The organism is Kitasatospora sp. NPDC057936 (assembly GCF_042887525.1).
In the GTDB taxonomy this organism is placed as follows: Bacteria; Actinomycetota; Actinomycetes; order Streptomycetales; family Streptomycetaceae; genus Kitasatospora.
On record NZ_JBHVPD010000035.1, the window covers coordinates 23,300 to 49,075 of the forward strand.

Genomic DNA, 25,776 nt, shown 5'->3' on the forward strand with positions numbered 1-25,776 from the left:
CGCGTGCCCGCGGGCGTCACTCGGCGTCCGCGCCGAGCAGCGTCCGCGTCTGCACCTCGTGGAACTCGGGCTCGCCGTCCCCGCGCCGGCTCCGGGCGGTGGCCGCCCAGCCGAGCAGGAAGGCGGCCGGCACCGAGACCACCCCGGGCATCTGCAACGGGAACCAGTGGAAGTCGACGTTCGGGAACAGCGCGTCCGGCGCGCCGGAGACCGTCGGGGAGAACAGTTGCAGCCCCACGGAGGCGAGCAGTCCGCCGTACACCGTCCACAGCAGTCCGGTGCGGTTGTAACGGCTCCAGAACAGGCTGTAGACGAGGGCGGGCAGGACGGCCGACGCGGCGACCGTCACCGCCAGGGAGGACAGGAACTGCAGGTTGTAGCCCTGCGCGGCGACCGCGAGGGCGATCCCGACCGCGCCGACGGCCCCCACCGACCACCGCACCGCGCGCACCTCCGCGACCTGCGTCATCCGGCCCCGGCGCACCGCGCAGGCGGCCACGTCGTGGGCGAGCGCGGCCGCCGCCGCGAGCGTGATGCCCGCGACGACCGCCAGCACGGTGACGAACACCGCGCACGCGACGGCGGTGAACAGCGCGCCGCCCGCCGTCGTGCCCGTGCCGCCCTGCAGGTTGCCCGCGAGCAGCAGCAGGGCGGCCTGCCCGTTCGGGTCGACCGCCGAGATGAGCCGGCCGCCGAGCAGCGCGACGGCGCCCAGCCCGAGCACCACGACGGCCAGGCAGAACGCGCCGACCATGCCCACCGCGTGCCGGGTCGAGCGCCGGGCGGCGGCCCCGGTCGGCGAGGCGTTCACCCGCATGATCATGTGGGGCATGCAGGACGCGCCGAGGACCACGGTGAGGTGCAGGCCGACGAAGTTCAGCCAGCCCTCGGCGGAGTCGCCGAACCGCAGGCCCGGACGCAGGTAGGCGTCCGCCCGTCCGCTCCCCTTCGCGGCGGCGGCGAGCAGCGCGTCGACGTCCCAGTGGAAGCGCGCGAGCACCGACAGCACGACCACGAGGACGGTGCCGAGGGTCAGCACGACCTTGACGATCTGGACCAGGCTGGTGCCCTTCATGCCGCCGAGCACCGTGTAGCAGACCATCAGCATGCCGACCAGCACGGTGCAGAACTGCTGCACGCCGCTGTGGGTGAGCCCGAGCATGAGCGCGGTGGCCGTGCCCGCGCTGGAGAGCTGCACGACCAGGAACGGCAGCGAGACGGCGAGCGTCACCACGGCCGCGGCGATCCTCGGCGCGGCGCCGTCCGCGCGCAGGGCGAGGACGTCGCCGAGGGTGTAGCGGCCGGCGTTGCGCAGCGGCTGGGCGAGCAGGAGCAGGACGCCCAGCGAGAGGGCGGTGCTGAGGGCGAGGGTGACCCCGTCGTAGCCGTTCACCGCGACGATCCCGGTGGTGCCGAGCAGGGTGGCGGCCGAGATGTAGTCGCCGGAGAGGGCGAGGCCGTTCTGGAACGGTGTCAGCGTGCGGTTGGCGGTGTAGAAGTCGGCCGTCTCGTCGCCCTCCGGGCCGACCAGCACGCACAGCAGCAGCGTCACGCCGACGAAGACCAGGAAGGCGATGAGCACCATCGTCTGGGTGCCGGCGCCCGGGGTGGCGGGGTTCATCGGGCCTCCGTCCGGTGGCCCGCGCGCAGGCGCTCGGCCTCCGCGTCGCACCGCGCGGCCGCGCGGCGGTCGAAGCGGGCGGCCGTCCACAGCAGCAGGGTGCCCTGCACGACGCCGAGCAGCATGCCCACGGTGAACTGCCCGAGCACCTTCGTCCCCAGCAACCCGCCGGCGGTGCACGCGAGCACCACCGTGAGCGCGAGGGGCACCCCGTTGAGCAGCGCGAAGCCGCGGGTGATCCGCAGGGTGCGGCGGCGCAGGACGGCCAGTTCCCGAGGGCTGACGGCCGGGCGCGCGCCGGGCGGCGGGGTGCCGGCCGACCGGTGGCCGAAGAGTGAGGGCGACGAGGGCATGAGGGTGGTCCTTGCGTCCTTGCGTCGGTGTGTGGGCGGGCGGGCTTCTCTGCTGGTCGGCTGCGGGCGGGTTTCTCTGCAGACGGGCTGCGCGTAGTCCTCCATGATGGGGGCGCACCGGCGAGGTGACTCCTGTGCCGAACACAGAGTTCCGGGTCGGGAGTTGTCACGGATCACAAGTCGGATCACCGAGCAGGTCGCAAGGCGGATCACAGGGCGGCGTGCTCCAGCCGCCGGGTGTCCAGGGCGGCGAGCGCGGCGCTGAGCTTGATGCGGTCGCCGTGCTCGGCGGGGTTCAGGCCGGTCAGGGCGGCGATGCGGCGGATGCGGTAGTCGACCGTGTTCGGGTGGACGTGCTGCTGCGCCGCGACCTCGCGGCGGTTGAGGTTGCTCTGGAGGTAGAGCCGCAGGGTCGGCAGCAGGTCGGGCTTGTCGGCGATCGGGACGAGCAGCTCGGCGAGGTGGTCGCGGGCCGCGCCCGGGCGGGTGAGCTGGTGCTCGATGAGCAGGTCGTCCAGCAGGTAGGCGCCGGGCGGGCGCTGGAAGACGACGGCGGTGTCGCGCACCTCGGTCGCCAGGCGGACGGCGTCCGGCACCCGGTCGGGTGCGCAGATCGCGGCCCCGGCGGTGAGCGGCGCCCGCGCGGCGCGGCCGAGGTCCTCCATCGCGGCGGCCAGCCAGGGGCGGTGATCGGCCTCCGGCTCGGTGCGGGGCAGCAGGGCGACGCCCTCGGTGGCGGTCAGCTGGGCGAGGACGGGTCGGCCGGTGCGCCGGTCGAGTTCGGCGCGGATCCGCCGGATCTTCCGACGGGCGGCGACGGCGGTGTCGACGTCCTCGCGCAGCTCGTCGCGGTGCGTGCCGATCGCCAGCGCGAGCACCAGGTAGGCGGGCGGCAGGGCGGTGCCGCTGTGGCGGGCCGCGGTGTGGATGTCGGTCCCGGTGAGCAGCGCCGACAGCATCGTGTGCCGGGCCGCGTCGCTCTCGCCGGCCTGCGCCTGGCGCTCCTCCAGGTACCCGGCGGTGACCTCGGAGACGGTGACCCGCAGGCCGGTGAGCAGCGTCCGGTAGGCGATGCCCACCTCGGCGGGCGGCAGGTAGCGGGCCAGGAAGTCGACGCACACCTGCGCGCCCAGGTAGTAGGCGTCGACCACGGCCTCGATCGGCACGCCCTCCTCCGCCCGGCGGGCGGCCGAGGCGCGCTGGTAGGCCCGCCACTTCGGCTCCAGCGGCCGGCCCGTCCGCAGCGACTGGGCGATGCCGCGGATGCTCTGCTCGGTGACGCGGCTGACGTCGTGCTCCAACTGCTCGGCGGGCAGCCGCCCGTACACCGGTTGCTCGGCCAGCAACCGCGCGGTTATCTCCGCCTTCAGCCGCGGCAGGTCGGCCAGCAGCCCCTCCGCCATGACCTCCCCGGTCGCCGGGTCACACGCGCTGTCATCCGTCACAACCACGCCTTCCGCTCGCCCGTCACGCACACCCTCCCCCGCACCGGCGGGAGTTGGCCGACCTGCATGCTAGGCGCGCGGCCGGGCATCGGACCGTGTGACGCGTGGCACGGTCACGAAATCGGCACTCTCGGAGGCGGCGAGTGCCGCTCCGGGCCGGCCGGCCCATGACCCGTCACAATGCGTACCGCCCGCTTCGGCGGCGTCCGGGGTTCCGTGCGCCATGCTGGAGGCCGTGCTGCGACTCCTGATGACCTCGGACACCCACCTGCCCACGCGTGCCCGCCGGCTGCCGCCGGTGCTCCTCGACGCCATGGCGGACGCGGACGTCGTCTTCCACGCCGGCGACTGGGTGGACACGGACACGCTCGACCTCTTCGAGGCCCGCTCCGCCCGGCTGGTCGCCGTCCACGGCAACAACGACGGGGCCGCGCTGCGCGCGCGGCTGCCCGAGGTCGCCCGGGTCGAGCTGCAGGGCGTGCGCTTCGCCGTCGTCCACGAGACGGGGCCCGCCAAGGGCCGCGAGGAGCGGTGTGAGGCCCGGTTCCCGGACGCCGACGTGCTGGTCTTCGGGCACAGCCACATCCCGTGGGACAGCTCCGCCCCGGGCGGCCTGCGGCTGCTCAACCCCGGATCCCCGACGGACCGGCGGCGGCAGCCCACGACGACGTACCTGACCGCTCTCGTGGGCGACGGCCGGTTGAGCGAGGTGCACCTGCACGACGTCCCGCGCCCTGTCTGAGGCGGTGCCTCAGTTCGGACAGTACGTCGTCGGCAGCTGCCACTCCGGCCCGACCAGCCGCCGCTCCAGGTCGTCGATCGTGATCCGGATACCGACCGTCCCCGCGAGTCCGACCCGGAAGCGGCTCCGGGCCAACACGAGCAGCGCCGTCAGGCCGTACTTGTTGATCAGCGAGGTGCGGTAGCGCGCGGTGGCGTCCGCGTCGCAGACCCGCGCCCGGGCCGGGATCCGGCGGCCGGTCGGGCGCCCGTGGGCGTCGCAGGGGCCGACCAGCACCCTGGGGTGGCGCCGGATCCGCTCGGCTTCCCCGGATCGGGCGGGGGTCCAGATGCCGAGGGCCGGGCCGTCGGCGACCACCCAGATCTGCGACTCCAGGCGGCTGCCGTCGTCACCGAAGGTGGTGAGCAGGAGAAACCTGCTGTCGGAGAGCTGCTCGGTGCGGTCGTGCACGATGTCCTCCCTCTGGCCTCTAGCGCGACGGGCCGGGGCCGGGTCAGTGGCCGTGGCCGTGGCCGCTGGTGATCTCGTGGTGCTCCTCGGCGGTGGGCTTGGGGATCTGGCTGCCCTCGCCGTAGAAGCCGTGGGAGAGCTTGGCCCGGGTGCGGGTGAGGATGCCGACCTTGCGGGCCACGCCGTTCTCGTCCGTCCGGGCCGGCAGCCCGACCGGCCGGTTCTGCTCATGCGCGGTGAGCCGGTGCAGTTCCGTGGGCGTGAGCTGAGCGTGCACCTCGACGAACTCACCGTGCGGCAGGCGCTTGATGACGCCGGTCTCGCGGCCGTGCAGCACCTTCTCCTTGTCACGGCGCTGGAGGCCGAGGCACCAGCGCTTGGTGACGATGAACACGGCCACCGGGAGGACGAAGAAGCCGACGCGCACCGCGTAGGTGATCGCGTTCAGGGACAGGTGCAGGTGGGTCGCGATCAGGTCGTTGCCGCCGCCCGCGAGCATCACCAGGTACACGCTGATCCAGGCGGCGCCGAGCGCGGTGCGGACGGGCGCGTTGCGCGGCCGGTCCAGCAGGTGGTGCTCCCGCCGGTCGTTCGTCACCCACCCCTCGACGAACGGGTAGACCGCGATCGCGCCCAGGACCAGCGGGAAGAGCGTGAACGGGATGAGCACCCCGAGGTTGAGGGTGTGCCCCCAGAGCCCGACCTCCCAGCCGGGCATGACGCGGATCAGGCCCTCGGCGAAGCCCATGTACCAGTCCGGCTGGGCGTCGGTGGACACCTGGTCGGGGCGGTAGGGGCCGTACGACCAGATCGGGTTGATCGTGGCGACCGCCGACATCAGCGCGATGATGCCGAACACCAGGAAGAAGAAGCCGCCGGCCTTGGCCATGTACACCGGCATCAGCGGCATGCCGACGACGTTCTTCTCGGTCCTGCCGGGGCCAGCCCACTGGGTGTGCTTGTGGTAGAAGACCAGGATCAGGTGCGCCACCAGCAGGCCGAGCATGATGCCCGGGATCAGCAGCACGTGGATCGTGAAGAACCGCGGCACGATGTCGTGGCCGGGGAACTCCCCGCCGAACAGGAACATCTGGATGTACGTGCCCACCACCGGCACGGCCAGCAACACACCCTCGATGAAGCGGATGCCGGTGCCCGACAGCAGGTCGTCCGGCAGCGAGTAGCCGAAGAAGCCGTCCAGCATGCCGAGGAAGAGCAGCAGGAAGCCGAAGACCCAGTTGATCTCACGCGGCTTGCGGAACGCGCCGGTGAAGAACACCCGCATCATGTGCACGAACATGGCCGCCACGAACACCAGGGCCGCCCAGTGGTGGATCTGGCGGATCAGCAGACCGCCGCGGACCTCGAAGCTGATGTTCACCGTCGACGCGTACGCCTCGGACATGCCGATGCCCTTGAGGGGCACGTACGAGCCGTTGTAGACGACCTCGGCCATCGACGGCTTGAAGAACAGCGTCAGGTACACGCCCGTCAGGATGATGATGACGAACGAGTAGAGGCAGATCTCGCCCAGCATGAAGGACCAGTGGTCCGGGAAGATCTTGCGCAGGTTGGCCCTGGCCAGGGTGTAGATCCCCAGCCGGCCGTCCGCCCAGTCGGCCGCCCGCTGCCCACGCCCCGGGCTCTGATTCCGCGTCATGTCCACGCACCTCGGTCGAAAGTGAAACGGGGATAGCTCCCCGTATCAAGCCGAGGCCACGATAACCGGGGAGTGATCCCCGGTTCCAGGCGGGGTGGGCACGATCACAACGGTCGGCCACCCCGCCTGCGGACGGAGTGGCGCCCCTCACGCCTCCCAGAGGCGGTAGAAGGTGTCCTCCAGGTGCTCCGAGCCGACCGGCGCACCGGGCAGCGCGTGCGTCGCGCCGGCCGGACGGAAGGCGTCGAGCAGGAGGGCGAGCGGCCGGCGCCAGCCGTCCGGGTGCTGCTCCGTCAGGGCGGGCATGGCGCGCACCAGCGGGCCCATGAGGATCAGCAGGTCCATGGTGGTCACGTCGCTGCGCACCGTGTGCTGCTCCTGGGCGCGGGCGACCAGGGTGGCGACCGTCGCGGCGTTGCTCTCGGAGAGCTCGGCGAGGAAGCGGGAGTCGCGGGCGGTCGCGGTGACCAGGTCGTTGAGGCCGCGGTCGCCGGCGACCAGGGTGAAGATCCGCTCGAAGTAGCCGTGCAGCGCCCGCCAGCCGTCCGGCTCCGCAAGGGCGTCGGCGGCGGCCTGATCGAACACGGTGCGCGTATCGGCGAAGATCTCCTCGATCAGGGCCTCGCGCGTGGGGAAGTGCCGGTAGAGGGTGGCGTTGCCGACGCCCGCGGCCTTGGCGATGCGGTCCAGCGGCACGTTCAGACCCTCCCGGGCGAACAGCTTGCGGGCGGCGGCGGCCAGGATCTCGCGGTTGCGGGCGGCGTCCCGGCGGCGGGAGGCGGCCCGCACCGGGCCGGCGGGAGAGTCGTTCGGGGTGGCGGGCATGACGGTGGCCTCGATGATCGTCGCGGGCGGGCGGAAGGCGGGACAACGGGAGGAAGCGGGCGCTCGTCAGCCTATCCGGGTCACCACGCCGGCCCGGGTGCCACCGACGACGCCCGCGCCCCGGGCCGTGGTGGCCCGGGGCGCGGGGGTCAGCGGAGGGTCAACGGCCTTGCAGGGACTTGACGTTGTCGCCGAAGGTCCAGCCCTTCGAGCCGTCCCAGTTCAGGGACCACGTCATGAGGCCCTTCAGCGAGCCGCCGAAGGCGTTCCAGGACTGGCCGACGAGGCCCGGGTCCATGTAGCCGCCGCCCGCGCCTGGCTGGGCGGGGAGGCCGGGGACCTGCTTGTCGTAGGGGACCTTGACCGTGGTGCCCTGGATGGTCAGGCCGTTGTTCAGGCAGGTCGTCTGGGCGGTGAAGCCCTGGACGGTGCCGGCCTGGTAGGAGTCGCCGGAGCAGCCGTACATGCTGCCGTTGTAGTACTGCATGTTGAGCCACCACAGCCGGCCGTTGTCGGCGTACTTCTTGACGATCGGCAGGTAGGCGCCCCAGATCGAGCCGTAGGTGACGCTGCCGCCGGTGACGTACGCGGTCTCGGGGGCCATCGTCAGGCCGAAGCCGGCGGGCATCTGGGCGAGGACGCCGTCGATGATGCGCTCCAGGTTGGCCTGGGAGGCGGAGAGCGTGTTGATGTCGCCGCCGCCGGACAGGCCGGTCTCGATGTCGATGTCGATCCCGTCGAAGTTGTACTTCTTCAGGATCGGGACGACGGTCGCCACGAAGCGGTCGGCGACGGTGCCGGAGCTCAGGTCGATGCCCGCGGCCGCGCCGCCGATGGACATCAGGATCGTCGCCCCGGCCGCCTTGGCCTGGCACATCTCGGCGGGGGTCGCGACCTTGACGTTGGTGTCCATGCCGTCCTGCCACTGGACGGTGCCGTCCGAGAGGATCACCGGGAAGGCGGCGTTGATGACGTTGTAGCCGTGGGCGGCGATCCGGCTGTCGGTGATGGGCACCCAGCCCATGCCGGGGTGGACGCCGTTCGCGGCGCCGTCCCAGTTCTCCCAGTAGCCCTGGAGGACCTTGCCGGACGGCTTGGGCTTCGTCGGGCAGGTGTCGCCGGGCGGCGGGGTGGTGGGCGGGGCGCTCGTGGGCGGCGCGCTCGTGGGCGGCGGCGCGCTGGTGGGCGGCGTGCTGGTGGGCGGCGCGGACGTGGGCGGCGCGCTGGTCGGCGTCGTGGCGGTGGGCGACGGGCTGCTGCCGCCGGGGCCGGTGAGCGACACGTCGTCCGCGTAGTACGCGGGCTGCCCGTACCAGCCGTGCAGGTAGACCGTCACCGAGGTGGTGCCGGGCCCGGTCGTGAAGCCGACGCTGAGCTGGCCGTAGGACGCGTTGCCCGGTGTCCAGGTGGACGGGTCGCTGCCGCCGGTGCCAGTGGCGCCCAGGTAGACGTAGCTGCCCTGGACGTAGGCACTCAGCGTGTACTGGGAGTTGGGCTGCACGCTGACGGTCTGGCTGCACTGGGCGGTGTCCTGGCCGGTCGGCGTGGCCTGGAGCGCCGCGGCGCCGGAGTGGACCGGGCTGCCGACGGTCGTCCCGGAGCCGCCGGTGCAGGTCCAGCCGGAGAGGCCGTTCTCGAAGCCGGGGTTGGCCACCAGGTTGGTGGTGGCGGCCCCGGCGGTGACGGAGCCGACCGCGGCGAGGCCGGCGCCGATGACGGCGGCGGCGCTCACCCCGGCGAGGGACCGCCTCAGGAGGGTCGGCCCGTGGTCGACGCGGCTCGTGCGGTTCACCTGCGGTGCGCGTGCCACGACCGCGCGCTGCGGGCGTGGGCCGTGCGGCCTCCGATGGAACATGCGGTGCTCCCTTCCCGCCGAGCGTCATGGACATGACCGACGCGTGGGGGTGTGACGCCCGGCTCTGGGTGAGGTGGGGGGACATGTGGGGCTGTGCCGGTCCGGATCGTAGGAGGGGCGGCAAGGCCCGTCAATAGGTCTGGACCACTTGCGGAGCGGTCCGGCCGAACACGCCCCGGACACCGGCCGAATGATCCCGGGACTTCGCGGTCGGCTGCCCGCTATCCGTGGAATGACCCGATATGGTCGATCTGCCCCGACCCCGACTCGAAAGGCTCCCGCGTTGAAGGTGACCGAGATCATCCCCGGCTCCCCCTGCTGGGCACAGCTGAGCGTCACGGACATGGACGGCGCCAAGCGGTTCTACGGGGAACTGTTCGGCTGGACCGCCGAGACCGACCCGGACCCCCAGTACGGCGGCTACACGACCTTCTCCCTCGACGGCTCCCCCGCCGCGGGCGCCGCCCCGCTGATGAACCCCCAGCAGCCGGTGATGTGGCTGCTGTCGTTCGCCACCACCGACACCGACGCCACCTGCGAGACCGCCAAGGCCGCGGGCGCCCAGGTGTGGATGGGCCCGATGGAGATCGGCGACCTCGGCCGCTGGGCACTGCTCAGCGACCCGACCGGCGCCCCGTTCGCGGTCTGGCGGGCCCGGGCCTTCCAGGGCTTCGGCGTGGTGAACGAGCCGAACGCCTTCGGCTGGGCGGACCTGTCCACCAGGGACCGCAACGCCGCCGTGGACTTCTACAAGTCCGCCTTCGACTGGCAGGTCTGGCCGAACGACGTCTACCCGATGGTCGGACTGGCCGGCGAGATGTTCGGCGGGGTGATGGAGATGGGCGACCAGTTCCCGCCCGAGATCCCGTCCCACTGGATCCCGCACTTCCTCGTCGCCGACGTGGACGCGTCCGCGGCGACGGCGGGCCGCCTCGGGGCCGAAGTCCTGCACGGGCCCGTCGACGTGGAGATGGAGAACGGCCCGAGGATCGCGGTGATCCGCGACCCGCAGGGCGCCGCCTTCGGCGTCTTCGCGCCCCGCACCGGCGGCTGATCACGCCGCTGCGGCTGTCGAACCACCCCGTGCAGGCCCCGGCTGTCGGACAGCCGGGGCCTGCGCGTTCCCGCAGCCGTTGCGGCCGCGCTTCGACGACGCCGGTCGTACGTTCACAAATCATCGGCCCCAAGGGCACATTTTCCTCACTTGCCGTCAGGACGGCGCTCCGGTTGAATAAATTCCGTTGAACCGGACTTCGTGCGCGACCCGTTGAGCATTGAGGGGACGCGCTCCGCCCGTCCGACGGCCATTCGAGGCCGGCCCGCCCGTGCCCGCACCGCTGCACGGAAGTCACCGAAAATCACCTGGAGTTCGTCGCCATGACGCTTCGATCCCTCTCCCGCCACGCCAACTGCCAGGTCAGACCTCAACAGCCCCCGCGCAATGACCACTTCTTAACCCTGGGGTTACTGTGACTTCAAAGCACGTCTCCATTGCCATCGTGGGCGGCGGCCCGCGCGGACTCAGCATTCTGGAGCGGATCTGCGGAATACCACAGATCCCCTGGGAAAGCCTGTCGATCCATCTGATCGACCCGAATCACCCGGGTTCAGGGACTCATTACCCGAGCCAGCCGAACCACCTGCTCATGAACACCATCGCCGGCCAGGTCACGGTGTTCCGCACCGGTGACTCCAGCGCTCCCGGGCAGCCGGTCTCCGGCCCCGGCCTGGCCGAATGGGCCGGCGTCCCCGAGAACACCTACCTGTCGCGCGGCGTCCTCGGCCGCTACCTGGCCCACTCCTACCGGCTCCTGCGCCGACAGGCGCCCGACACGATCAGAGTCCACGAGCACCGGGCGACCGCGCACACGCTGCGGGCCCTGCGGGACCGGTCCTGGGTCCTCAACCTGTCGGACGGCGCGATCGTCGCCGCGGACTTCGTCTTCCTCACCACCGGCCACGGGACGAACCACCCGACGGAGGAGGACCAGGCGGTCCAGCAGTTCGTCGCCGACCACCACCGGGCCAACCCCCGGTTGCGGTACGTCCGCAACTGCTACCCGCTGCAGAAACTCGACACCATCGAAGCCGGCGCGCGCGTCGCGGTGCGCGGCATGGGGCTGTCGGCGATCGACGCGGTCGCCAGTCTGACCGTCGGCCGCGGCGGACGGTTCGTCACGGGGGCGGACGGGGAGCCCGTCTACCGTCCGAGCGGCGACGAACCCCGGATCCACGTCTACTCGCGCAGTGGCCGGGTCTTCTCTCCCCGGGCCGTCAACCAGAAGACCCCGGCGGACGCGCACCGGCCCTCGGTCCTGACGGCGGACGAGCTGCGGAACCTGCGCCGGACCCACGGTCAGCTCGACTTCGAGAGCCACCTGCTCCCCCTGCTGCGGGCCGAACTGCGAGCGGCCGCCGAAGCCGTGGGAGGACCGGCGGACCTCCCGGAGGTCGACTCCCTGCTCCGCCGCCCCGAGCCGGGCCCGCCCAGAACGCTCGGCGCGTACCAGTCGGACCTCGTCGGCTTCCTCGCGACGGACGAGCGCCGCGCCGCCGAAGGGAACCTGAAGAACCCGGTCAAGGCCGCCGCCGACGCCCTGCGCGACCTGCGCGACGAGCTCCGGCTGGCCGTCGAGCACCGGGGGCTGACCCCGGCCTCGCACCAGCGGTTCTGCCAGGTGTACGCCCCGATGCTGAACGCCGTGGCGGCCGGGCCGCCCGCCTCCAGGTCGCGCGAGTGGCGCGCCCTGTTCGCCGCCGGGGTCCTGCACCTCGGCGCGGGCCCCGGGGCGACGGCCCGACTCGACCCGGAGAGCGCCGAGTTCGTCCTCGACAGCCCCCTGCAGTCCTCACCTCCCACCCGCTTCGATGTGCTCGTCGGGGCGAGCGTCGACCCGTTCCTGCCCGAGCACGACGCCTCGCCGCTGACGCGGTCGCTGCTGTCGGCCGGTCACGCCCGTCCCTTCGCGAACGGCTGGTTCCGGCCGGGCGGCTTCGACGTCGACACCGCCGGACGGCTGATCGACGCCGAGGGCTCGGTCGTGCCGAACATCTGCGCACTCGGCCACATCACCGAAGGCGCGCACTACTTCACCAACATGCTGCCGGCCCCCGGCGTCGACTCCCGGATCACCGCGGACGCCGCCGCGGCCGTCCAGGCCATGGTCGACCACCTGCTCGCGCCGCAGCGGTCCCCGCAGCAGGCCTGACGGCCGGGACCCTTCCTCAAGACCCTTGGAGACGACGATGACCACCACCGAGCAACGAGCCCCCTGGATAACGCCGTTCACGGTCAAGGGCGACCACGTGACGCTGGTCCCGCTCGAAGCCGGCCACGAGGCCGAGCTCGTCGACGCCGTCGAGGACGGCAAGGTGTGGGACACCTGGTTCGCCGCCGTGCCCTCCCCCGACGGCATGCGGCAGGAGATCGAGTGGCGCCTCGGGCTCGCCGAGGAGGGGCGGATGGTGCCCTTCACCGTGCTCGACGCCCAGGGCCGGATCGCGGGCATGACCGCCTACATGAACGTCGACGCCGCCAACCGCCGGCTGGAGATCGGGCACACCTGGTACCGCGGGAGCGTGCAGCGCACCTCGCTCAACACCGAGGCGAAGCTCCTGCTGCTCCGCCACGCGTTCGAGCAGCAGGACTGCATCGCGGTCGGCTTCCGGACCGCCTTCTTCAACCAGCCCAGCCGGCGCGCGATCGAGCGGCTCGGGGCGAAGCTGGAGGGCGTCTGGCGCAACCACCTCGTCCTGCCGGACGGGACCCTGCGGGACACCTGCTACTACAGCGTCATCAACGGCGAATGGCCCGCTGTGCAGCGGCACTTGACCTGGCTGCTCGCCCGCGCCGGGTCCGCCTCCGAGTCCGCGTAGTGCCGACTGATCCCGACGCCGCCGGGCCGCTGTCCCTGAAGGCCCGGACGGCCGTCTTCCTGCTCGGCCTGTGCGCGCTGCTCAACATCTACTCCACCCAGCCGCTGCTGCCCGAGCTCGCCCCGGACCTCAACGTGCCCGTCGGGCAGGCCGCCTGGACCATCACCGCGACGACGCTGGGCGTCGCGGTGATGGCCCCCTTCGCCGGCTCCGTCTCCGACTTCCTGGGCCGCAAGCGGGTGATGGTAGCGGCGATCGGCGCGTCGCTCGCCGCCACCCTCGCCTGCGCGCTGGCCCGGGACTTCACCGCGATGCTGGTGTGCCGCTTCGCCCAGGGCCTGTTCATCCCGTTCGTGTTCGCGGTCGCCGTCTCGTACGTCGCGGAGGAGTGCACCGGCGCGGCGGCGCAGGGGGCGAACGCCCTGTACGTCTCAGGCACCGCGTTCGGCGGGTTCTGCGGGCGCTTCCTCTCGGGCGCGGCGGCCACGCACTTCGGCTGGCGGTCGTCCTTCGTCGCGATGGCCCTCGTGCTGCTCGTCACCCTGGCGGTGACGGCGGCCTGGCTGCCCAGGGAGCGGCGGTTCCGGCGCTCGGAGTCGCTGCTGGCCAGCCTGCAGGGCATCGGGCGGCACTTCGGCAACGCGCGGCTGCTCGGCACCTGCTTCATCGGGGCGGCGATCCTGTTCCTCCAGGTCGGATCCTTCACCTACGCGGGGATGGTCCTGGAAGCCCCGCCCTTCGGGCTGAGCAGCTTCGAGATCGGCGCGGTGTTCGCCGTCTTCCTGGTCGCGGTGGTCGTCACGCCGCTCACCGGCCGCCTGATCGGCCGCATCGGCAGGCTCAGGACCTTCGTCCTGGTCAGCGTCGTCTCCCTGGCCGGTCTCGGCCTCACCCTCGTCCCGTCCACCCCCGCCGTGATCGTCGGCCTGGCGGCGTCGTCCACCGGGGTCTTCTCCGGCCAGGCCTGCGCCATCGGCTACGCCGCCGAGGCCGGCGGGCCCGCCAAGTCCAGCGCCGTCGGGCTGTACCTGACCTCCTACTACGCCGGCGGCAGCATCGGCGCCGTCGCACCGTCCCCGCTCTACACCGCCGCCGGCTGGGGCGCGACCGTCGGCCTGCTGGCCGCCGTGGTCGGCGCCAGCGTCCTGGTGGCGCTCGCCGCCTGGTCGGCCGGGGCCGGCCGACCCCATCGAATCGAGGAACCCGTTTCATGACCGACACGACCGACCTGAACAGCCGGGACACGTTCTTCTGGCTCTGCCGGCTGGACAAGGCCTCGACGGTGATGACCGTCGAGGAGGGCATCGCGCCGCGCGAGGTCGGCGCCCGGACGGCGGCCGCGATCGCCAAGGTCGTCTCCGACGCCGAGGCACCCGGGGCCGACCGGCCGACCGACTACCTGCAGGTCGAGCCACTGGTCCGGGACCTGGTGGGCCCCGACAGCTCCCGCATCCACTCCGGGCGGAGCCGTCAGGACATGCTGCCCACCGTCTACCGGCTGCTCCTGCGCGACCGCCTCGTCCTCGTCCACCGCGCACTCGGCGAGCTGCGCACCGGACTGCTCGCGCTCGCCGAGCGGTACGGGACGGCGATCGTGCCCGCGTACACCAACGGCGTCCAGGCCCAGCCGACCACCTTCGGACACCTCCTCCTCGGCTACGAGGCGACCCTCCGGCGCTCGGCCCTGCGCCTGGCCGAGGCCTATCCGCGCGTCAACCGGTGCCCGCTCGGGGCGGCGGCCCTCGCGACGTCGAGCTTCCCCGTCAACCGGGTGCGGCTGGCCGAACTGCTCGGCTTCGACGAGCCCGTGCAGAACTCCTTCGACGCGGCGCAGCTCTCGCCGATCGACATCGGGTTCGAGGTGGCGGCGAACGCCATGACGCTGGCGCTGTCCCTCGGGACGTTCGTCCAGGACGTGCACGCGCAGTACCACCACGCTCGGCCGTGGATCACCCTGGACAACACCGACCTCCTCAGCCCCAGCACCCTGATGCCCCAGAAGCGCAACCCCGTCGCGCTCAACCGGGCCCGGCTGCTGGCCAGCGAGGTGATCGGCGACGGCGTCTCGACGGCACTCGCCGCGCACAACGTGTGCTCGGGCCTCACCGACTACAAGCGGGCCGAGGCGCAGCGGACCCTCGACCGCACGCTCGCCCTGCTCGGGGAGGTGCACGCCATCGTGGGCGGCATGCGGCTGGACGAGGAGGCCGCGCTCGCCGAGGTGCGGTCCGACTACTCGACGACCTCGGAGCTGGCGAACGTCCTGCAGCGCGACTGCGACGTCCCGTTCCACGTCGGCCACCGGTTCGCCTCCGCCCTCGTCACGTATGGGCGCGGCGGCGGGCTGACGGTGGAGCGGCTCGACTTCGCCGAGGCGCGGCGGCTCTACCGGGAGATCGCGGTGGAGTTCGACGGCGTCGACGGCGAGCTCCCTTTGACCGAGGCGCAGTTCCGTGCCGCGCTGGACCCGGTGGACATGGTCGCGTCCTACCGGGGGCTCGGCGGCCCGCAGCCGGCCGAGTTCCGGCGGATGCTCGCGGAGGCCCAGGAGGCGGTGCGGGCCGACGCGTCGTGGCTCGACGCGGTGGCCGGCCGCCTGAGCTCGGCGGAGGCCGCACTGGAGGCGAGCTTCGGCGAACTGGCCGGGTAACCGGCCGCCGACCCGACCGGACAGGCCCGGACAGGAGTGGACAGTCGCCGCTCCTGCCGGGCCTGGATAGTGGACAGCGGCCCGCACGAGTCTGTGCGGCATGAACCTCCACCGCACTCAGCCGGGGCCGCCGACGCCCGGCCCCCGGCCGGCGGCCGTGCTCACGGTGCTCGCCGCCGCGCAGTTCACCGTCATGGTCGCGACCTCGATCGTGAACGTCGCGCTGCCGCAGATCCGCGCCGGGGTCGGCCTGTCCGACGGCGGCACCACGTGGGTGGTCAATGCCTACGGCCTGGCGTTCGGCGCGCTCCTCCTGGCGGGCGGACGGGCGGCCGATCTGCTCGGCCGCCGCCGGGTGCTGACCGCCGGCCTCGCGCTGTTCGCGGGCGCCTCCCTGGCAGCGGGACTGGCCGCCTCCCCGGGCGTGCTGATCGCGGCACGCGTGGTCCAGGGCCTGGGCGCCGCCGCCATCGCCCCGGCCGCGCTCGCCCTGGCCATGGACCTGTACCCGCCCGGCCCCGCGCGCGGCCGGGCGCTGGGGGTGTGGGGCGCGGTCTCCGGCGCGGGCGGGGCGGGCGGCGTGCTGGTGGGCGGTGCGCTCACCCAGGCGTGGGGCTGGCCGTGGATCTTCCACGCCGTCGCGCTCGGGACGGTCGCCGTCCTGGTCGCCGTCGCGGCCCTCCTCCCCCGCGCCGCCGGCCGCGGCGGCGGCGCGTTCGACCTGCTGGGCACGACCACCGTCACCCTCGCCCTGACCTGCCTGGTCTGGGGACTCACCACCGCGCGGGGCGCCGGCTGGACGGACGGCCGGGTGCTGGCCGCCCTCGGCTCCGCCGCCGTGCTGTTCGCGGCCTTCGCCGTGATCGAGCGGCGCCGCCCGAACGCGCTGATCCCGCCGCGCCTGTTCGCCACCGGCCGCGTCGCCGCGGGCAACCTGCTGATGGCCCTGCTCGGGTCCGTCTGGATCGCCCTCTTCTTCTTCCTGCCGCTCTACCAGCAGCAGGTCCTCGGCTCCGGCCCCCTGGCCACCGGCGCGGGCCAACTCCCGCTCGCCGCTGCCAACATGCTCGGCTCCACGCTCGCCCCGCGCATCTCCCGGCGGATCGGCGCCACCGCGACCGTGACCGCGGCCCTCCTCACCGAAGCCGCGGGCCTGCTCTGGCTGTCCCGGATCAGCGCCGACGGGAGCTACCTCGCCGACGTCCTCGTGCCGAGCGTCCTGGTCGGCCTCGGCCTGAGCGTCGCCTTCGTCCAGCTCACCGCGTTCGCCGTGGACGGCCTCCCGCCGCAGGACGCGGGCCTGGCCGGCGGGTTGGTGAACACCACCCGCCAGGTCGGCGGCGCGATCGGCCTCGCCGCCCTGGCCACCCTCGCCGGCTCCGTCACCGGCCGCGCCTCCGCCCACGCGCCGCACCTGGAAGCCCTCACGGCCGGCTACCGGGCCGCCTTCACGGTCTCGGCCGCCGTCCTGGCCGCGACGGCCGTCCTCGCACTGCTCCTCGCCCGCTGCACCGGGCCGCGCATCGCCGTCGAGCCCGCACGTCCGGCCGCCGAACCACGCACCCTGCGAACCTCCCGTCCCTACTGAACAACACCCGTCATCGAGGAAGGAAGCCACCCATGGCCACCATCGACGAGACCGCCCCCGTCATCGTCCGCCTGAGCACCACCATCGACGCCCCGCTCGCGACGGTCTGGGACGTCCACACCGACATCGCGGCCTGGCCTGCCTGGAACGCGGACGTCGATCGGGCCGCACCCGACGGCCCGCTGGCGCCCGGCAGCACCTTCCGCTGGCGGACCCACGGCCTGGACATCGCCTCCACCGTCCTCGAACTCACCCCCGGCGAAAGGATCGTGTGGGGCGGCCCCGCGAACGGCATCGACGGCATCCACGTCTGGACGTTCGAGCAGGACGGCGACCACGTCACCGTCCGCACCGAGGAGTCCTGGGGCGGCGCCCCGGTCGAGGCCGCCGCCGACCAGCTCCGCAACGCCCTCCACGACTCCCTGGTGGACTGGCTCTCCCGCCTCAAGGCCCGCGCCGAGCAGTCCGCCTGACAACGCCGCACACCCTGACAACGCACCACACCCTGACGAGAAAGGCCCCTTCCATGACCACCGACAAGCCCTACCTGCTCGGCCACTACACCCCCGTCGCCGACGAGATCACCGCCACCGAACTCACCGTCGAGGGCGCTCTGCCCCCCGAGCTGACCGGTCGGCTGCTGCGCAACAGCCACAACCCCAAGCCCGGCGTCACCCCCGCCCACTGGTTCAAGGGCAGCGGCATGGTCCACGGCGTCCGCCTGCGCGAGGGCCGTGCCGAGTGGTACCGCAACCGCTGGGTCCGCACCCCCGCGCTCGACGGCGCCCCGTACCTGACCGAGCACGGCCCCGACCTGGCCGCCAGCACCGCCGGCACGCACGTCATCGAGCACGCCGGCCGGCTGCTCGCCCTGTGCGAGGCGAACCTGCCCTTCGAGCTCACCCGGGAGCTGGAGACGGTCGGCGCCTTCGACTTCGACGGCAAGCTGCGAACCGCGATGACGGCCCACCCCAAGCAGGACCCGGTGACGGGCGAGCTCCACTTCTTCGGGTCCTCGCCGTTCCCGCCCTTCCTCGTCTACCACGTCGCCGATGCCGAGGGCCGGATCGTCCGCAGCACCGAGATCCCGGGCGCGACCGCCTCGCTCAAGCACGACTTCGCCGTCACCCGCCGGCACGTGGTCTTCATCGAGGGCAACGTCACCTTCGACCCGGACGAGCATTCCGGCATCCCCTACGGCTGGAGCGACACCCAGCCCGCCCGGATCGGCGTCATGCCGCGCGGGGAGGACGGCACGCGGCACATCCGCTGGTTCTCCATCGAGCCGGGCAACATGCTGCACGTCGCCAACGCCTACGAGGACGGCCAGGGCCGCATCGTCCTGGAGGGCCCGACCGTCGACCGCGAGGGCTTCCGGCTCTCCTGGAACTGGTGGGTCGGCGCCCCCGGGCGCGGCACCGAGCCCAACGCCCGCTCCTACACCCGCCGTTGGGTGATCGACCTGGCGGCGGGCAGCGTCGACGAGCGGATCGTCGACGACCTCCCGGTGGAGTTCCCGACCCTCAACGAGGACTACCTCGGGGTCGAGAACCGCTACCAGTACGCCGTCTCCTTCCCCGACGAGAAGGGCTACGGCGGCTACGGCGTGGTCAAGTACGACCGCACCACCGGCGCCCGCCGCATCCATCGGGTCGGCGACGCCCGCCTGCCCAGCGAGGCCGTCTTCGTCCCCGCGGCCGGCGCCGTCCACGAGGACGACGGCTACCTGCTCACCGTCGTCTCCGACCTCAAGCAGGACGCCTCGCAACTCCTCGTCCTCGACGCGGCCGGCCTGGACCGGGTCGCCGCCGTCCACCTCCCCCGCCGGGTGACCGCGGGCATCCACGGCTCCTGGATCCCCGACACCGCCCTCGACGGCTCGGACGCCTGAAACGCCGCCGGCGCGCCCTCCCCCACGGCAGGGGGCGGGCGCGCCGGCGGTGTCGGCGGGGCTACTGCGGCGTCACGTACGCGCCGGAGATGCCGCCGTCGACGAGGAAGGTGTTGGCGGTCATGAAGGAGGAGTCGTCGGAGGCGAGGAAGGCCACCGCGGCGGCGATCTCCTCGGGCTCGGCGAAGCGGCCCAGGGGGATGTGGACCAGGCGGCGGGCGGCCCGCTCCGGGTCCTTGGCGAAGAGCTCCTGCAGCAGCGGGGTGTTCACCGGCCCGGGGCACAGGGCGTTGACGCGGATTCCCTCGCGGGCGAACTGCACGCCCAGCTCGCGGGACATGGCCAGCACGCCGCCCTTGGAGGCGCTGTAGGAGATCTGCGAGGTGGCCGCGCCCATCACGGCGACGAACGACGCCGTGTTGATGATCGAGCCCTTGCCCTGGCGCTGCATGTGCGGGATCGCGTACTTGCAGCACAGGTAGACGCTGGTGAGGTTGACCTCCTGGACGCGCTTCCAGGCCTCCAGGCCGGTGGTGAGGATGGAGTCGTCGTCCGGCGGGGAGATGCCCGCGTTGTTGAAGGTGATGTCGAGGCGGCCGTACTCGTCGACGGCCCGCTGGAAGAGGTCGCGCACCGCGGCCTCGTCGGTGACGTCGGCCTGGATGAACAGGCCGCCGACCTCGTTGGCGGCCTTGGCGCCGGTCTCGGGGTCGAGGTCGACGCAGACCACCTTCGCGCCCTCGGCGGCGAAGCGGCGGGCGGTCGCCAGGCCGATGCCGCTGCCGGCGCCGGTGATGACGGCCACGCGGCCGTCGAGTCGCTGGGTCATGCTGATCATTCCTCCGTGGAGATGAAGACGTTCTTGGTCTGGGTGAAGGCGTCGAGGGCGTCCGGGCCGAGCTCGCGGCCGAGGCCGGACTGCTTGAAGCCGCCGAACGGCGTGGTGTAGCGCACCGAGGAGTGCGAGTTGACGGAGAGGTTGCCGGCGTCGACGCCGCGCGAGACCCGCAGGGCGCGGCCGAGGTCCCGGGTCCAGATGGAGCCGGACAGGCCGTACTCGGTGGCGTTGGCGATGCGCAGGGCGTCCTCCTCGTCGCGGAACGGGACGACGGCGACGACCGGGCCGAAGATCTCCTCGGTGAAGGCGCGGTCGTCGTGCCGCACGGGCGCGAGGACGGTCGGCGGGTACCAGAAGCCGGGCCCGTCGGGGGCGCTGCCGCGGAAGGCGACGGCCGACGCGTCCGGGACGTACGAGGAGACCCGCTCGCGGTGGGCGGCCGAGATCAGCGGGCCCATCTCGGTCTTCTCGTCGGTCGGGTCGCCGACCCGCACGCCGCGGACGGCGGGCTCCAGGAGCGCCAGGAAGTCGTCGAACACGGAGGCCTCGACGAGGATCCGGGAGCGGGCGCAGCAGTCCTGGCCGGCGTTGTCGAACACGGCGTAGGGCGCGGTCGCGGCGGCCTTGGCGAGGTCGGCGTCGGCGAAGACGATGTTGGCACTCTTGCCGCCGAGTTCGAGGGTGACGGGCTTCACCTGGGCGGCGCAGCCCGCCATGATCTCCTTGCCGACCCTGGTCGAGCCGGTGAACACGACCTTGCGCACGTCGGGGTGGGTGACGAAGCGCTGTCCGACGACCGGGCCGCGGCCGGGCAGGACCTGGAGCACGCCCTCGGGGATCCCGGCCGCCAGGGCGAGTTCGCCGAGGCGCAGCGCGGTGAGCGGGGTGAGCTCGGCCGGTTTGACGATGACGGTGTTGCCGGCGGCGAGCGCCGGGGCGAGGGCCCAGGCGGCGATCGGCATGGGGAAGTTCCAGGGCACGATGACGCCGACGACGCCGATCGGCTCCTGGAAGGTGACGTCGATGCCGCCGGCGACGGGGATCTGCCGGCCGAACAGGCGCTCGGGGGCGGCGGCGTAGTACTCGATGACGTCCCGCGCGTTGCCCGCCTCCCAGTGCGCGTTGCCGATGGTGTGGCCGGCGTTGGCGACCTCCAGGGCGGCGAGGTGCTCGCGGTCGGCGTCGACGGCGGCGGCGAAGGCGCGCAGCAGCCGGGCGCGGTCGGCGGGGGCCACCCGGCGCCAGGTGTCGAAGGCGGCGCGGGCGCGGGCGACGGCGGCGTCGGTCTCGGCGAGGCCGGCCAGTTCGACGGTGGTGATCACCTCCTCGGTGGCGGGGTTGACGACCTCGAAGAGGTCAGGATCGGTCATCGGGCGGTCTCCCTCTGGCTGGCGGTGATGAACGCGTGGAACAGGCGCAGGTCGTCGGGGTCGGTCTCGGGGTGCCACTGGACGCCCAGGGCGAAGCGGTGGCCGGTGAGTTCGAGCGCCTCGACTGTGCCATCGGCACTGTGCGCGGTGGCCTGAAGGCCGCTGCCGAGCCGGTCGACGGCCTGGTGGTGGTAGCAGGAGACCTCGGTGGCGGGCCCGAGGACGGCGGCGAGCCGGCTGCCGTCCGCGAGGCCGACGCGGTGGCGGACGAAGCGGGCGGGGACGATCTGGTGGCTGTCGTCGGGCAGGTGCTGGACGAGGGTGCCGCCGAGTTCGACGTTGAGCAACTGCATGCCGCGGCAGACGCCGAGCAGCGGCAGGTCCCGGGCGAGGGCGGCGCCGAGGAGCCGGCTCTCCCAGTCGTCGCGGGCGTGGTGGGGCGGGCCGGTGCGCGGGTCGGGGGTCGCCGCGTAGCGGGCCGGGTCGACGTCCGGTCCGCCGGCGAGGACGAGTCCGTCGAGGGCGTCGAGCAGGTGGCCGGCGCCGCCTGGCTGCGGCGGCAGGAGCACCGGGGTGCCGCCCGCACGGACGACGGCGTCGACGTACGTCTGGGGCACGAGGGAGGCGCGCTGGTTCCAGACGGACCAGGCGGCGTCGTCCTGGTAGCTGCTGATGCCGATGAGGGGTCGCCGGCGGTCGTCGTGGGTCACAGCCGCTCGAATCCGCGGCGCCGCTCCCAGTCGGTCACCGCCCGCTCGTAGGAGGCGAGTTCGGTGCGCCCGGCGTGGGTGTAGTGCCGGACGACGTCCTTGCCGAAGGCCTCGGTGGCGACGGCGCTGCGCTCGAAGGCGTCGACCGCGTCGCGCAGGGTGGCGGGCACCCGGGGCGCGTCGGAGGCGTACGCGTTGCCGGTGAACTCCGGCTGGAGTTCGAGCTGTTGCTCGACGCCGTGCAGTCCGGCGGCGATCAGGGCGGCGACCGCGAGGTAGGGGTTGACGTCGCCGCCGGGGACGCGGTTCTCGAAGCGCAGCGACGGGCCGTGGCCGACGACGCGCAGGGCGCAGGTGCGGTTGTCGCGGCCCCAGGCGATGGCGGTGGGCGCGAAGCTGCCGGGGACGTAGCGCTTGTAGGAGTTGACGGTGGGGGCGAACAGCAGGGCGAAGTCGGCGAGGCAGGCGAGCTGGCCCGCGAGGAAGTGCTCCATGGTGCGGGAGAAGCCGTGCGGGCGGTCGCCGGCGAACACGGGGGCGCCCTGCTCGTCGCGCAGGCTCAGGTGGATGTGGCAGGAGTTGCCCTCGCGTTCGTCGTACTTCGCCATGAACGTGAGGCTGCAGCCCTCCTGGGCGGCGATCTCCTTGGCGCCGGTCTTGTAGACGGCGTGGTTGTCGCAGGTGGTGAGGGCGTCGGCGTACTTGAAGGCGATCTCGTGCTGGCCGAGGTTGCACTCGCCCTTGGCGGACTCGACGGTGAGGCCGGCGCCGGCCATGCCGTTGCGCAGGCGGCGCAGGAGGGGTTCGATGCGTCCGGTGCCGAGGATGGAGTAGTCGACGTTGTACTGGTTGGCCGGGGTGAGCCGGGTGTAGTCCTTGTCCCAGGCCTGTTCGTAGCTGTCCCGGAAGACGATGAACTCCAGCTCGGTGGCGGCCTGGGCCTCCCAGCCGTAGCCGGCCAGGCGGTCCAGCTGGCGCTGGAGGACCTGGCGCGGGGAGACGGCGACCGGGGTGCCGTCGTGGTGGACGACGTCGCACTGGACCATGACGGTGGCGGGGTGCCAGGGGACGGACCGCAGGGTGGCGAGGTCGGGGCGCAGCGTCAGGTCGCCGTAGCCGTTCTCCCAGGAGGAGATCTCGTACCCGTCGACGGTGTTCATGTCGACGTCGACGGCCAGCAGGTAGCCGCAGCCCTCGGCGGCGCCGGGCACGACGTCGTCGAGGAAGTACTCGGCGGCGACGCGTTTGCCCTGGAGGCGCCCCTGCATGTCGGTCATGGCGAGCACGACGGTGTCGACGGACCCGTCGGCGACGCGGGTGCGCAGCTCGTCGAGGGTGAGCCGGGGGGTGGTCATCGGGTCTCCAGTTCGGTGTCCGGGGCGTCGGGCGTGGACGGCGTGGACGGTGCGGTCGGGGCGGCGCCGACGTGGGGCCCGGTGAACCAGTGCCGGGCGGAGGCCAGCCACCAGAGGCCGGCGAAGCCGACCACGACGGCCACGGCGACGGGGGTGTAGTTGAAGCTCTCGGCGTCGATCGGACTGGCGGTGGGCAGCATGAACAGGACGGTGATCACCGCCGTCCAGGCGACGGCGACGACGCCTATCGGCCGGCTCCAGCGGCCCAGGTGCCAGGGGCCGCGCGGGAAGTCCTCGCCCTGGCGCAGCCGCAGGTACACCGGGATGACGTAGGAGATGTAGAGGCCGATGACGGAGATCGAGGTCACGGCCGTGTAGGCGGTGTTGTTCCAGAGCGCGGGCAGTCCGAGCAGCAGGGCGCCGCCGGTGGCCAGCCAGACCGCATTGGTCGGGGTCTGGGTGCGTGGGGAGATGCGGTGCCACAGGCGGGAGCCGGGCAGCGCGCCGTCGCGGGAGAAGGCGTAGATCATGCGGGAGTTGGCGGTGACGGAGGCCATGCCGCAGAAGAACTGGGCGCCGATGACGATGAGCAGCAGGAACTGGGCGCCGCCGGAGCCGATCGCGTCGATGAAGATCTGCGCGGGCGGGACCTGGGTGTCGCTGTTGAGCGCGCCGTCGTAGTCGCGGATCGCGAAGGTGATGCCGAGCAGCAGGATCCAGCCGGCGACCAGGGAGACGGTGATGGCGTTGACGATGCCGCGCGGGCCGGAGCGGGCGGCGTCCTGGGTCTCCTCGGTCATGTGCGCGGAGGCGTCGTAGCCGGTGAGGGTGTACTGGGCCATCAGCAGGCCGAGCATCGCGACGTAGAACTGGTTGTGGAACCCGGTCTGGTTGACGAACTCGGTGAGGACGAAGGACACGGAGGCGTGCCGCTCGGGGAGGAACGCGAGCGCGCCGACGATGATCGCGACGCCGACCAGGTGCCACCACACGGACACGCTGTTGAGGAGGGCGACCAGGCGCACCCCGAAGGTGTTGAGCAGGCCGTGCACCACCAGGATGACCGCGAAGATCTCCATGGTGTGCGCGGGGGTGGCCGCGACGCCGAAGCGGAGGTCGAGGAACGCGTTGGTGAAGAAGGCGGCGCCGTAGTCGACGCTGGCGGTCACCGCGACCTGGCCGAGGAAGTTGAACCAGCCGGTGAACCAGCTCCAGGCCGGGCCGCTCGTTCGACTCAGCTTGGCGGACCAGTAGTAGAGCCCGCCGGCCGTCGGGTAGCTGGAGCAGATCTCGGCCATCGCGAGGCCGACGCAGAGGGTCAGCAGGCCGACCACCGGCCAGCCCCAGATGATCAGGGCCGGGCCGCCGGTCTTCATCCCCGTCCCGTACAGGGTGAGGCAGCCGGAGAGGATCGAGACGATGGAGAAGGAGACGGCGAAGTTGGAGAAGCCCGACATCGAGCGGGCCAGCTCCTGGGTGTAGCCCAGCTCGCGGAGGCGTTGTTCGTCGGCGGAAACGGGGGAGGAGTCCACCGGAAACACGGCGGGGCCAGGGTGGTCGGGTGAGCGTGCGTCGGTCATGGGCACCCCTGGGGGTTGAGGGTGTGCCGGGGTGCGCGCGGCCACGACGGCGTGGCGCGGTCGCCCCGGCGGGTTCGACGGTCGGACGGCTCTTCAATGGTCTGGAATCAGTCCATTGGGTGGGTGAGCAGCATCGTTCCGGCTGGACGGGGGCCGCGTCAAGAGTGGGACGGGAACGAGTACAGGAATCCCGTTCGTAGGTACGATTCCGGCGTGGACGTGGACGAAACACGTGAGCGGGCGCGGCTCGACTGGCAGGCCGGGGCGATCTTCCGCCCGGTGCGGACCGGCAACGCCTTCGAGGAGACCGTCGAACGGCTGCTCCAGGCGATCAAGCTCGGCGTCTTCGGCCCCGGCGACCGGCTGCCCGCCGAACGCGACCTCGCCGCCCGGCTCGGCGTCAGCCGCGACACCCTGCGCGAGGCGCTCCGCACGCTCCAGCAGGCCGACTGCGTCGAACCCCGCCGCGGCCGCTACGGCGGCACCTTCGTCACCTACCGGATGCCCGAACCGGACGTCGACGACCTGCGCCGCGCGGCCCGTGACCTCGGCGGCGCGCTGGAGGACGCGCTGACCTACCGCCAGGTCCTGGAGGTCGGCGCCGCCGAGGCCGCCGCCCGGCGCCCCCTCTCCCCCGAGCAGCGGGCCCACCTGGAGAGCCGGCTGGAGGAGCTGGAGGGGGCGCCGGCGGAGCAGTACCGCCAGCTGGACTCGCGCTTCCACCTCGCCATCGGCGAGCTCACCGGCTCCCCCACCCTCGCCGCGGCCATCGCCGAGGCCCGGATGCGGCTCAACGACCTGCTCAACGCGATCCCCATGCTGGACCGCAACATCGAGCACGCCGCCGAGCAGCACCGGGCGATGGTGCGGGCGATCCTCGACGGCGACGGCGACGGCGCCCGCCGCGCCACCGAGGAGCACCTCGCCGCGACGGCGGCGCTGCTGCGCGGCTTCCTGGCCTGAGGCC

General features: G+C 72.7%; 22 protein-coding genes. 10 read left to right on the forward strand and 12 right to left on the reverse strand.

Going from position 1 to position 25,776, the window contains the following annotated elements; genetic code table 11:
• Positions 1 to 16: 16 nt before the first annotated feature.
• The 3 genes from ACFVU9_RS19780 to ACFVU9_RS19790 all read right to left on the reverse strand — a co-directional run bounded on the left by ACFVU9_RS19780 (position 17) and on the right by ACFVU9_RS19790 (position 3,419).
• Positions 17 to 1,621 (reverse strand): cation acetate symporter, encoded by a 1,605-nt coding sequence (locus ACFVU9_RS19780; RefSeq protein WP_387594844.1) that lies wholly within the window; start codon positions 1,619 to 1,621, stop codon positions 17 to 19.
• Complete coding sequence (locus ACFVU9_RS19785; RefSeq protein WP_380448447.1) at positions 1,618 to 1,974, reverse strand: DUF485 domain-containing protein; 357 nt, start codon at positions 1,972 to 1,974, stop codon at positions 1,618 to 1,620. Before ACFVU9_RS19785 ends, ACFVU9_RS19780 begins: the two co-directional genes overlap by 4 nt.
• A 209-nt stretch (positions 1,975 to 2,183) precedes the next feature.
• Positions 2,184 to 3,419, reverse strand: a complete 1,236-nt coding sequence (locus tag ACFVU9_RS19790) for a PucR family transcriptional regulator (protein ID WP_380500325.1) — start codon at positions 3,417 to 3,419, stop codon at positions 2,184 to 2,186.
• A gap of 238 nt (positions 3,420 to 3,657) precedes the next feature.
• Between ACFVU9_RS19790 and ACFVU9_RS19795 the strand changes: the two genes are divergently transcribed.
• The gene (locus tag ACFVU9_RS19795) at positions 3,658 to 4,161 is read left to right on the forward strand and encodes a metallophosphoesterase family protein (RefSeq protein WP_380448451.1); all 504 of its coding nucleotides are present in this window, start codon (positions 3,658 to 3,660) and stop codon (positions 4,159 to 4,161) included.
• 9 nt (positions 4,162 to 4,170) lie between these two features.
• Here the strand turns inward: ACFVU9_RS19795 and ACFVU9_RS19800 are convergent, their stop codons facing one another.
• The 4 genes from ACFVU9_RS19800 to ACFVU9_RS19815 form a co-directional block, all read right to left on the reverse strand.
• Positions 4,171 to 4,611: a PPOX class F420-dependent oxidoreductase gene (locus ACFVU9_RS19800; protein WP_387594847.1), complete on the reverse strand. Its 441-nt coding sequence runs from the start codon at positions 4,609 to 4,611 to the stop codon at positions 4,171 to 4,173.
• A 43-nt stretch (positions 4,612 to 4,654) separates the two neighbouring features.
• Positions 4,655 to 6,271: a cytochrome bc complex cytochrome b subunit gene (locus tag ACFVU9_RS19805; protein WP_387594850.1), complete on the reverse strand. Its 1,617-nt coding sequence runs from the start codon at positions 6,269 to 6,271 to the stop codon at positions 4,655 to 4,657.
• A 147-nt stretch (positions 6,272 to 6,418) separates the two neighbouring features.
• Positions 6,419 to 7,096 (reverse strand): TetR/AcrR family transcriptional regulator, encoded by a 678-nt coding sequence (locus ACFVU9_RS19810; RefSeq protein ID WP_387594853.1) that lies wholly within the window; start codon positions 7,094 to 7,096, stop codon positions 6,419 to 6,421.
• 160 nt (positions 7,097 to 7,256) lie between these two features.
• Positions 7,257 to 8,906, reverse strand: a complete 1,650-nt coding sequence (locus ACFVU9_RS19815; protein WP_387594855.1) for a carbohydrate binding domain-containing protein — start codon at positions 8,904 to 8,906, stop codon at positions 7,257 to 7,259.
• Positions 8,907 to 9,240: 334 nt separating this feature from the next.
• On the opposite strand from ACFVU9_RS19815, the gene ACFVU9_RS19820 reads away from it, so the two are divergent.
• From ACFVU9_RS19820 to ACFVU9_RS19855, 8 genes are all read left to right on the forward strand, one after another.
• A complete protein-coding gene (locus tag ACFVU9_RS19820; RefSeq protein ID WP_380437689.1) occupies positions 9,241 to 10,005 on the forward strand; it encodes a VOC family protein in 765 nt (254 codons plus the stop codon).
• A gap of 445 nt (positions 10,006 to 10,450) precedes the next feature.
• A complete protein-coding gene (locus ACFVU9_RS19825) occupies positions 10,451 to 12,160 on the forward strand; it encodes an FAD/NAD(P)-binding protein (protein ID WP_387594959.1) in 1,710 nt (569 codons plus the stop codon).
• Between the two features lie 37 nt (positions 12,161 to 12,197).
• Positions 12,198 to 12,827 carry a GNAT family N-acetyltransferase gene (locus tag ACFVU9_RS19830; RefSeq protein ID WP_387594858.1) on the forward strand — a complete coding sequence of 210 codons (630 nt, stop codon included), beginning with the start codon at positions 12,198 to 12,200 and terminating at the stop codon, positions 12,825 to 12,827.
• On the forward strand, positions 12,827 to 14,041 hold the full coding sequence (locus tag ACFVU9_RS19835; protein ID WP_387594860.1) for an MFS transporter: 1,215 nt from the start codon (positions 12,827 to 12,829) through the stop codon (positions 14,039 to 14,041). Before ACFVU9_RS19830 ends, ACFVU9_RS19835 begins: the two co-directional genes overlap by 1 nt.
• Positions 14,038 to 15,477 (forward strand): lyase family protein, encoded by a 1,440-nt coding sequence (locus ACFVU9_RS19840; protein WP_387594863.1) that lies wholly within the window; start codon positions 14,038 to 14,040, stop codon positions 15,475 to 15,477. The genes ACFVU9_RS19835 and ACFVU9_RS19840 overlap by 4 nt, the downstream gene beginning before the upstream one ends.
• Before the next feature lie 100 nt (positions 15,478 to 15,577).
• Positions 15,578 to 17,065 carry an MFS transporter gene (locus ACFVU9_RS19845; RefSeq protein WP_387594866.1) on the forward strand — a complete coding sequence of 496 codons (1,488 nt, stop codon included), beginning with the start codon at positions 15,578 to 15,580 and terminating at the stop codon, positions 17,063 to 17,065.
• A 32-nt stretch (positions 17,066 to 17,097) separates the two neighbouring features.
• Positions 17,098 to 17,538, forward strand: a complete 441-nt coding sequence (locus ACFVU9_RS19850) for an SRPBCC family protein (RefSeq protein ID WP_387594869.1) — start codon at positions 17,098 to 17,100, stop codon at positions 17,536 to 17,538.
• 53 nt (positions 17,539 to 17,591) lie between these two features.
• Positions 17,592 to 18,956 carry a carotenoid oxygenase family protein gene (locus tag ACFVU9_RS19855; RefSeq protein WP_387594872.1) on the forward strand — a complete coding sequence of 455 codons (1,365 nt, stop codon included), beginning with the start codon at positions 17,592 to 17,594 and terminating at the stop codon, positions 18,954 to 18,956.
• A 61-nt stretch (positions 18,957 to 19,017) separates the two neighbouring features.
• On the opposite strand, the gene ACFVU9_RS19860 is transcribed toward ACFVU9_RS19855, so the two are convergent.
• The 5 genes from ACFVU9_RS19860 to ACFVU9_RS19880 are packed head-to-tail and all read right to left on the reverse strand — an operon-like array spanning position 19,018 to position 24,809.
• Entirely contained in the window at positions 19,018 to 19,785 is a 768-nt protein-coding gene (locus ACFVU9_RS19860; protein WP_030557237.1) for a 3-oxoacyl-ACP reductase, read from the reverse strand.
• A 5-nt stretch (positions 19,786 to 19,790) separates the two neighbouring features.
• Complete coding sequence (locus tag ACFVU9_RS19865) at positions 19,791 to 21,164, reverse strand: aldehyde dehydrogenase family protein (protein ID WP_387594876.1); 1,374 nt, start codon at positions 21,162 to 21,164, stop codon at positions 19,791 to 19,793.
• On the reverse strand, positions 21,161 to 21,874 hold the full coding sequence (locus tag ACFVU9_RS19870; RefSeq protein WP_380500315.1) for a gamma-glutamyl-gamma-aminobutyrate hydrolase family protein: 714 nt from the start codon (positions 21,872 to 21,874) through the stop codon (positions 21,161 to 21,163). The genes ACFVU9_RS19865 and ACFVU9_RS19870 overlap by 4 nt, the downstream gene beginning before the upstream one ends.
• The gene (locus tag ACFVU9_RS19875) at positions 21,871 to 23,229 is read right to left on the reverse strand and encodes a glutamine synthetase family protein (RefSeq protein ID WP_387594879.1); all 1,359 of its coding nucleotides are present in this window, start codon (positions 23,227 to 23,229) and stop codon (positions 21,871 to 21,873) included. The genes ACFVU9_RS19870 and ACFVU9_RS19875 overlap by 4 nt, the downstream gene beginning before the upstream one ends.
• On the reverse strand, positions 23,226 to 24,809 hold the full coding sequence (locus ACFVU9_RS19880) for an amino acid permease (protein ID WP_387594882.1): 1,584 nt from the start codon (positions 24,807 to 24,809) through the stop codon (positions 23,226 to 23,228). The genes ACFVU9_RS19875 and ACFVU9_RS19880 overlap by 4 nt, the downstream gene beginning before the upstream one ends.
• A 219-nt stretch (positions 24,810 to 25,028) precedes the next feature.
• Here ACFVU9_RS19880 and ACFVU9_RS19885 point away from each other — a divergent pair, with 219 nt between their 5' ends.
• Positions 25,029 to 25,772 (forward strand): FadR/GntR family transcriptional regulator, encoded by a 744-nt coding sequence (locus tag ACFVU9_RS19885; protein ID WP_380437767.1) that lies wholly within the window; start codon positions 25,029 to 25,031, stop codon positions 25,770 to 25,772.
• Positions 25,773 to 25,776: the final 4 nt, after the last annotated feature.

Coding starts and splice junctions, on each gene's coding strand:
- ACFVU9_RS19860 (WP_030557237.1), bottom strand. CDS start 19,785: ATGACCCAGCGACTCGACGGCCGCGTGGCCGTCATCACCGGCGCCGGC.
- ACFVU9_RS19810 (WP_387594853.1), bottom strand. CDS start 7,096: ATGCCCGCCACCCCGAACGACTCTCCCGCCGGCCCGGTGCGGGCCGCC.
- ACFVU9_RS19850 (WP_387594869.1), top strand. CDS start 17,098: ATGGCCACCATCGACGAGACCGCCCCCGTCATCGTCCGCCTGAGCACC.
- ACFVU9_RS19830 (WP_387594858.1), top strand. CDS start 12,198: ATGACCACCACCGAGCAACGAGCCCCCTGGATAACGCCGTTCACGGTC.
- ACFVU9_RS19780 (WP_387594844.1), bottom strand. CDS start 1,621: ATGAACCCCGCCACCCCGGGCGCCGGCACCCAGACGATGGTGCTCATC.
- ACFVU9_RS19855 (WP_387594872.1), top strand. CDS start 17,592: ATGACCACCGACAAGCCCTACCTGCTCGGCCACTACACCCCCGTCGCC.
- ACFVU9_RS19845 (WP_387594866.1), top strand. CDS start 15,578: ATGAACCTCCACCGCACTCAGCCGGGGCCGCCGACGCCCGGCCCCCGG.
- ACFVU9_RS19785 (WP_380448447.1), bottom strand. CDS start 1,974: ATGCCCTCGTCGCCCTCACTCTTCGGCCACCGGTCGGCCGGCACCCCG.
- ACFVU9_RS19865 (WP_387594876.1), bottom strand. CDS start 21,164: ATGACCGATCCTGACCTCTTCGAGGTCGTCAACCCCGCCACCGAGGAG.
- ACFVU9_RS19875 (WP_387594879.1), bottom strand. CDS start 23,229: ATGACCACCCCCCGGCTCACCCTCGACGAGCTGCGCACCCGCGTCGCC.
- ACFVU9_RS19840 (WP_387594863.1), top strand. CDS start 14,038: ATGACCGACACGACCGACCTGAACAGCCGGGACACGTTCTTCTGGCTC.
- ACFVU9_RS19805 (WP_387594850.1), bottom strand. CDS start 6,271: ATGACGCGGAATCAGAGCCCGGGGCGTGGGCAGCGGGCGGCCGACTGG.
- ACFVU9_RS19880 (WP_387594882.1), bottom strand. CDS start 24,809: ATGACCGACGCACGCTCACCCGACCACCCTGGCCCCGCCGTGTTTCCG.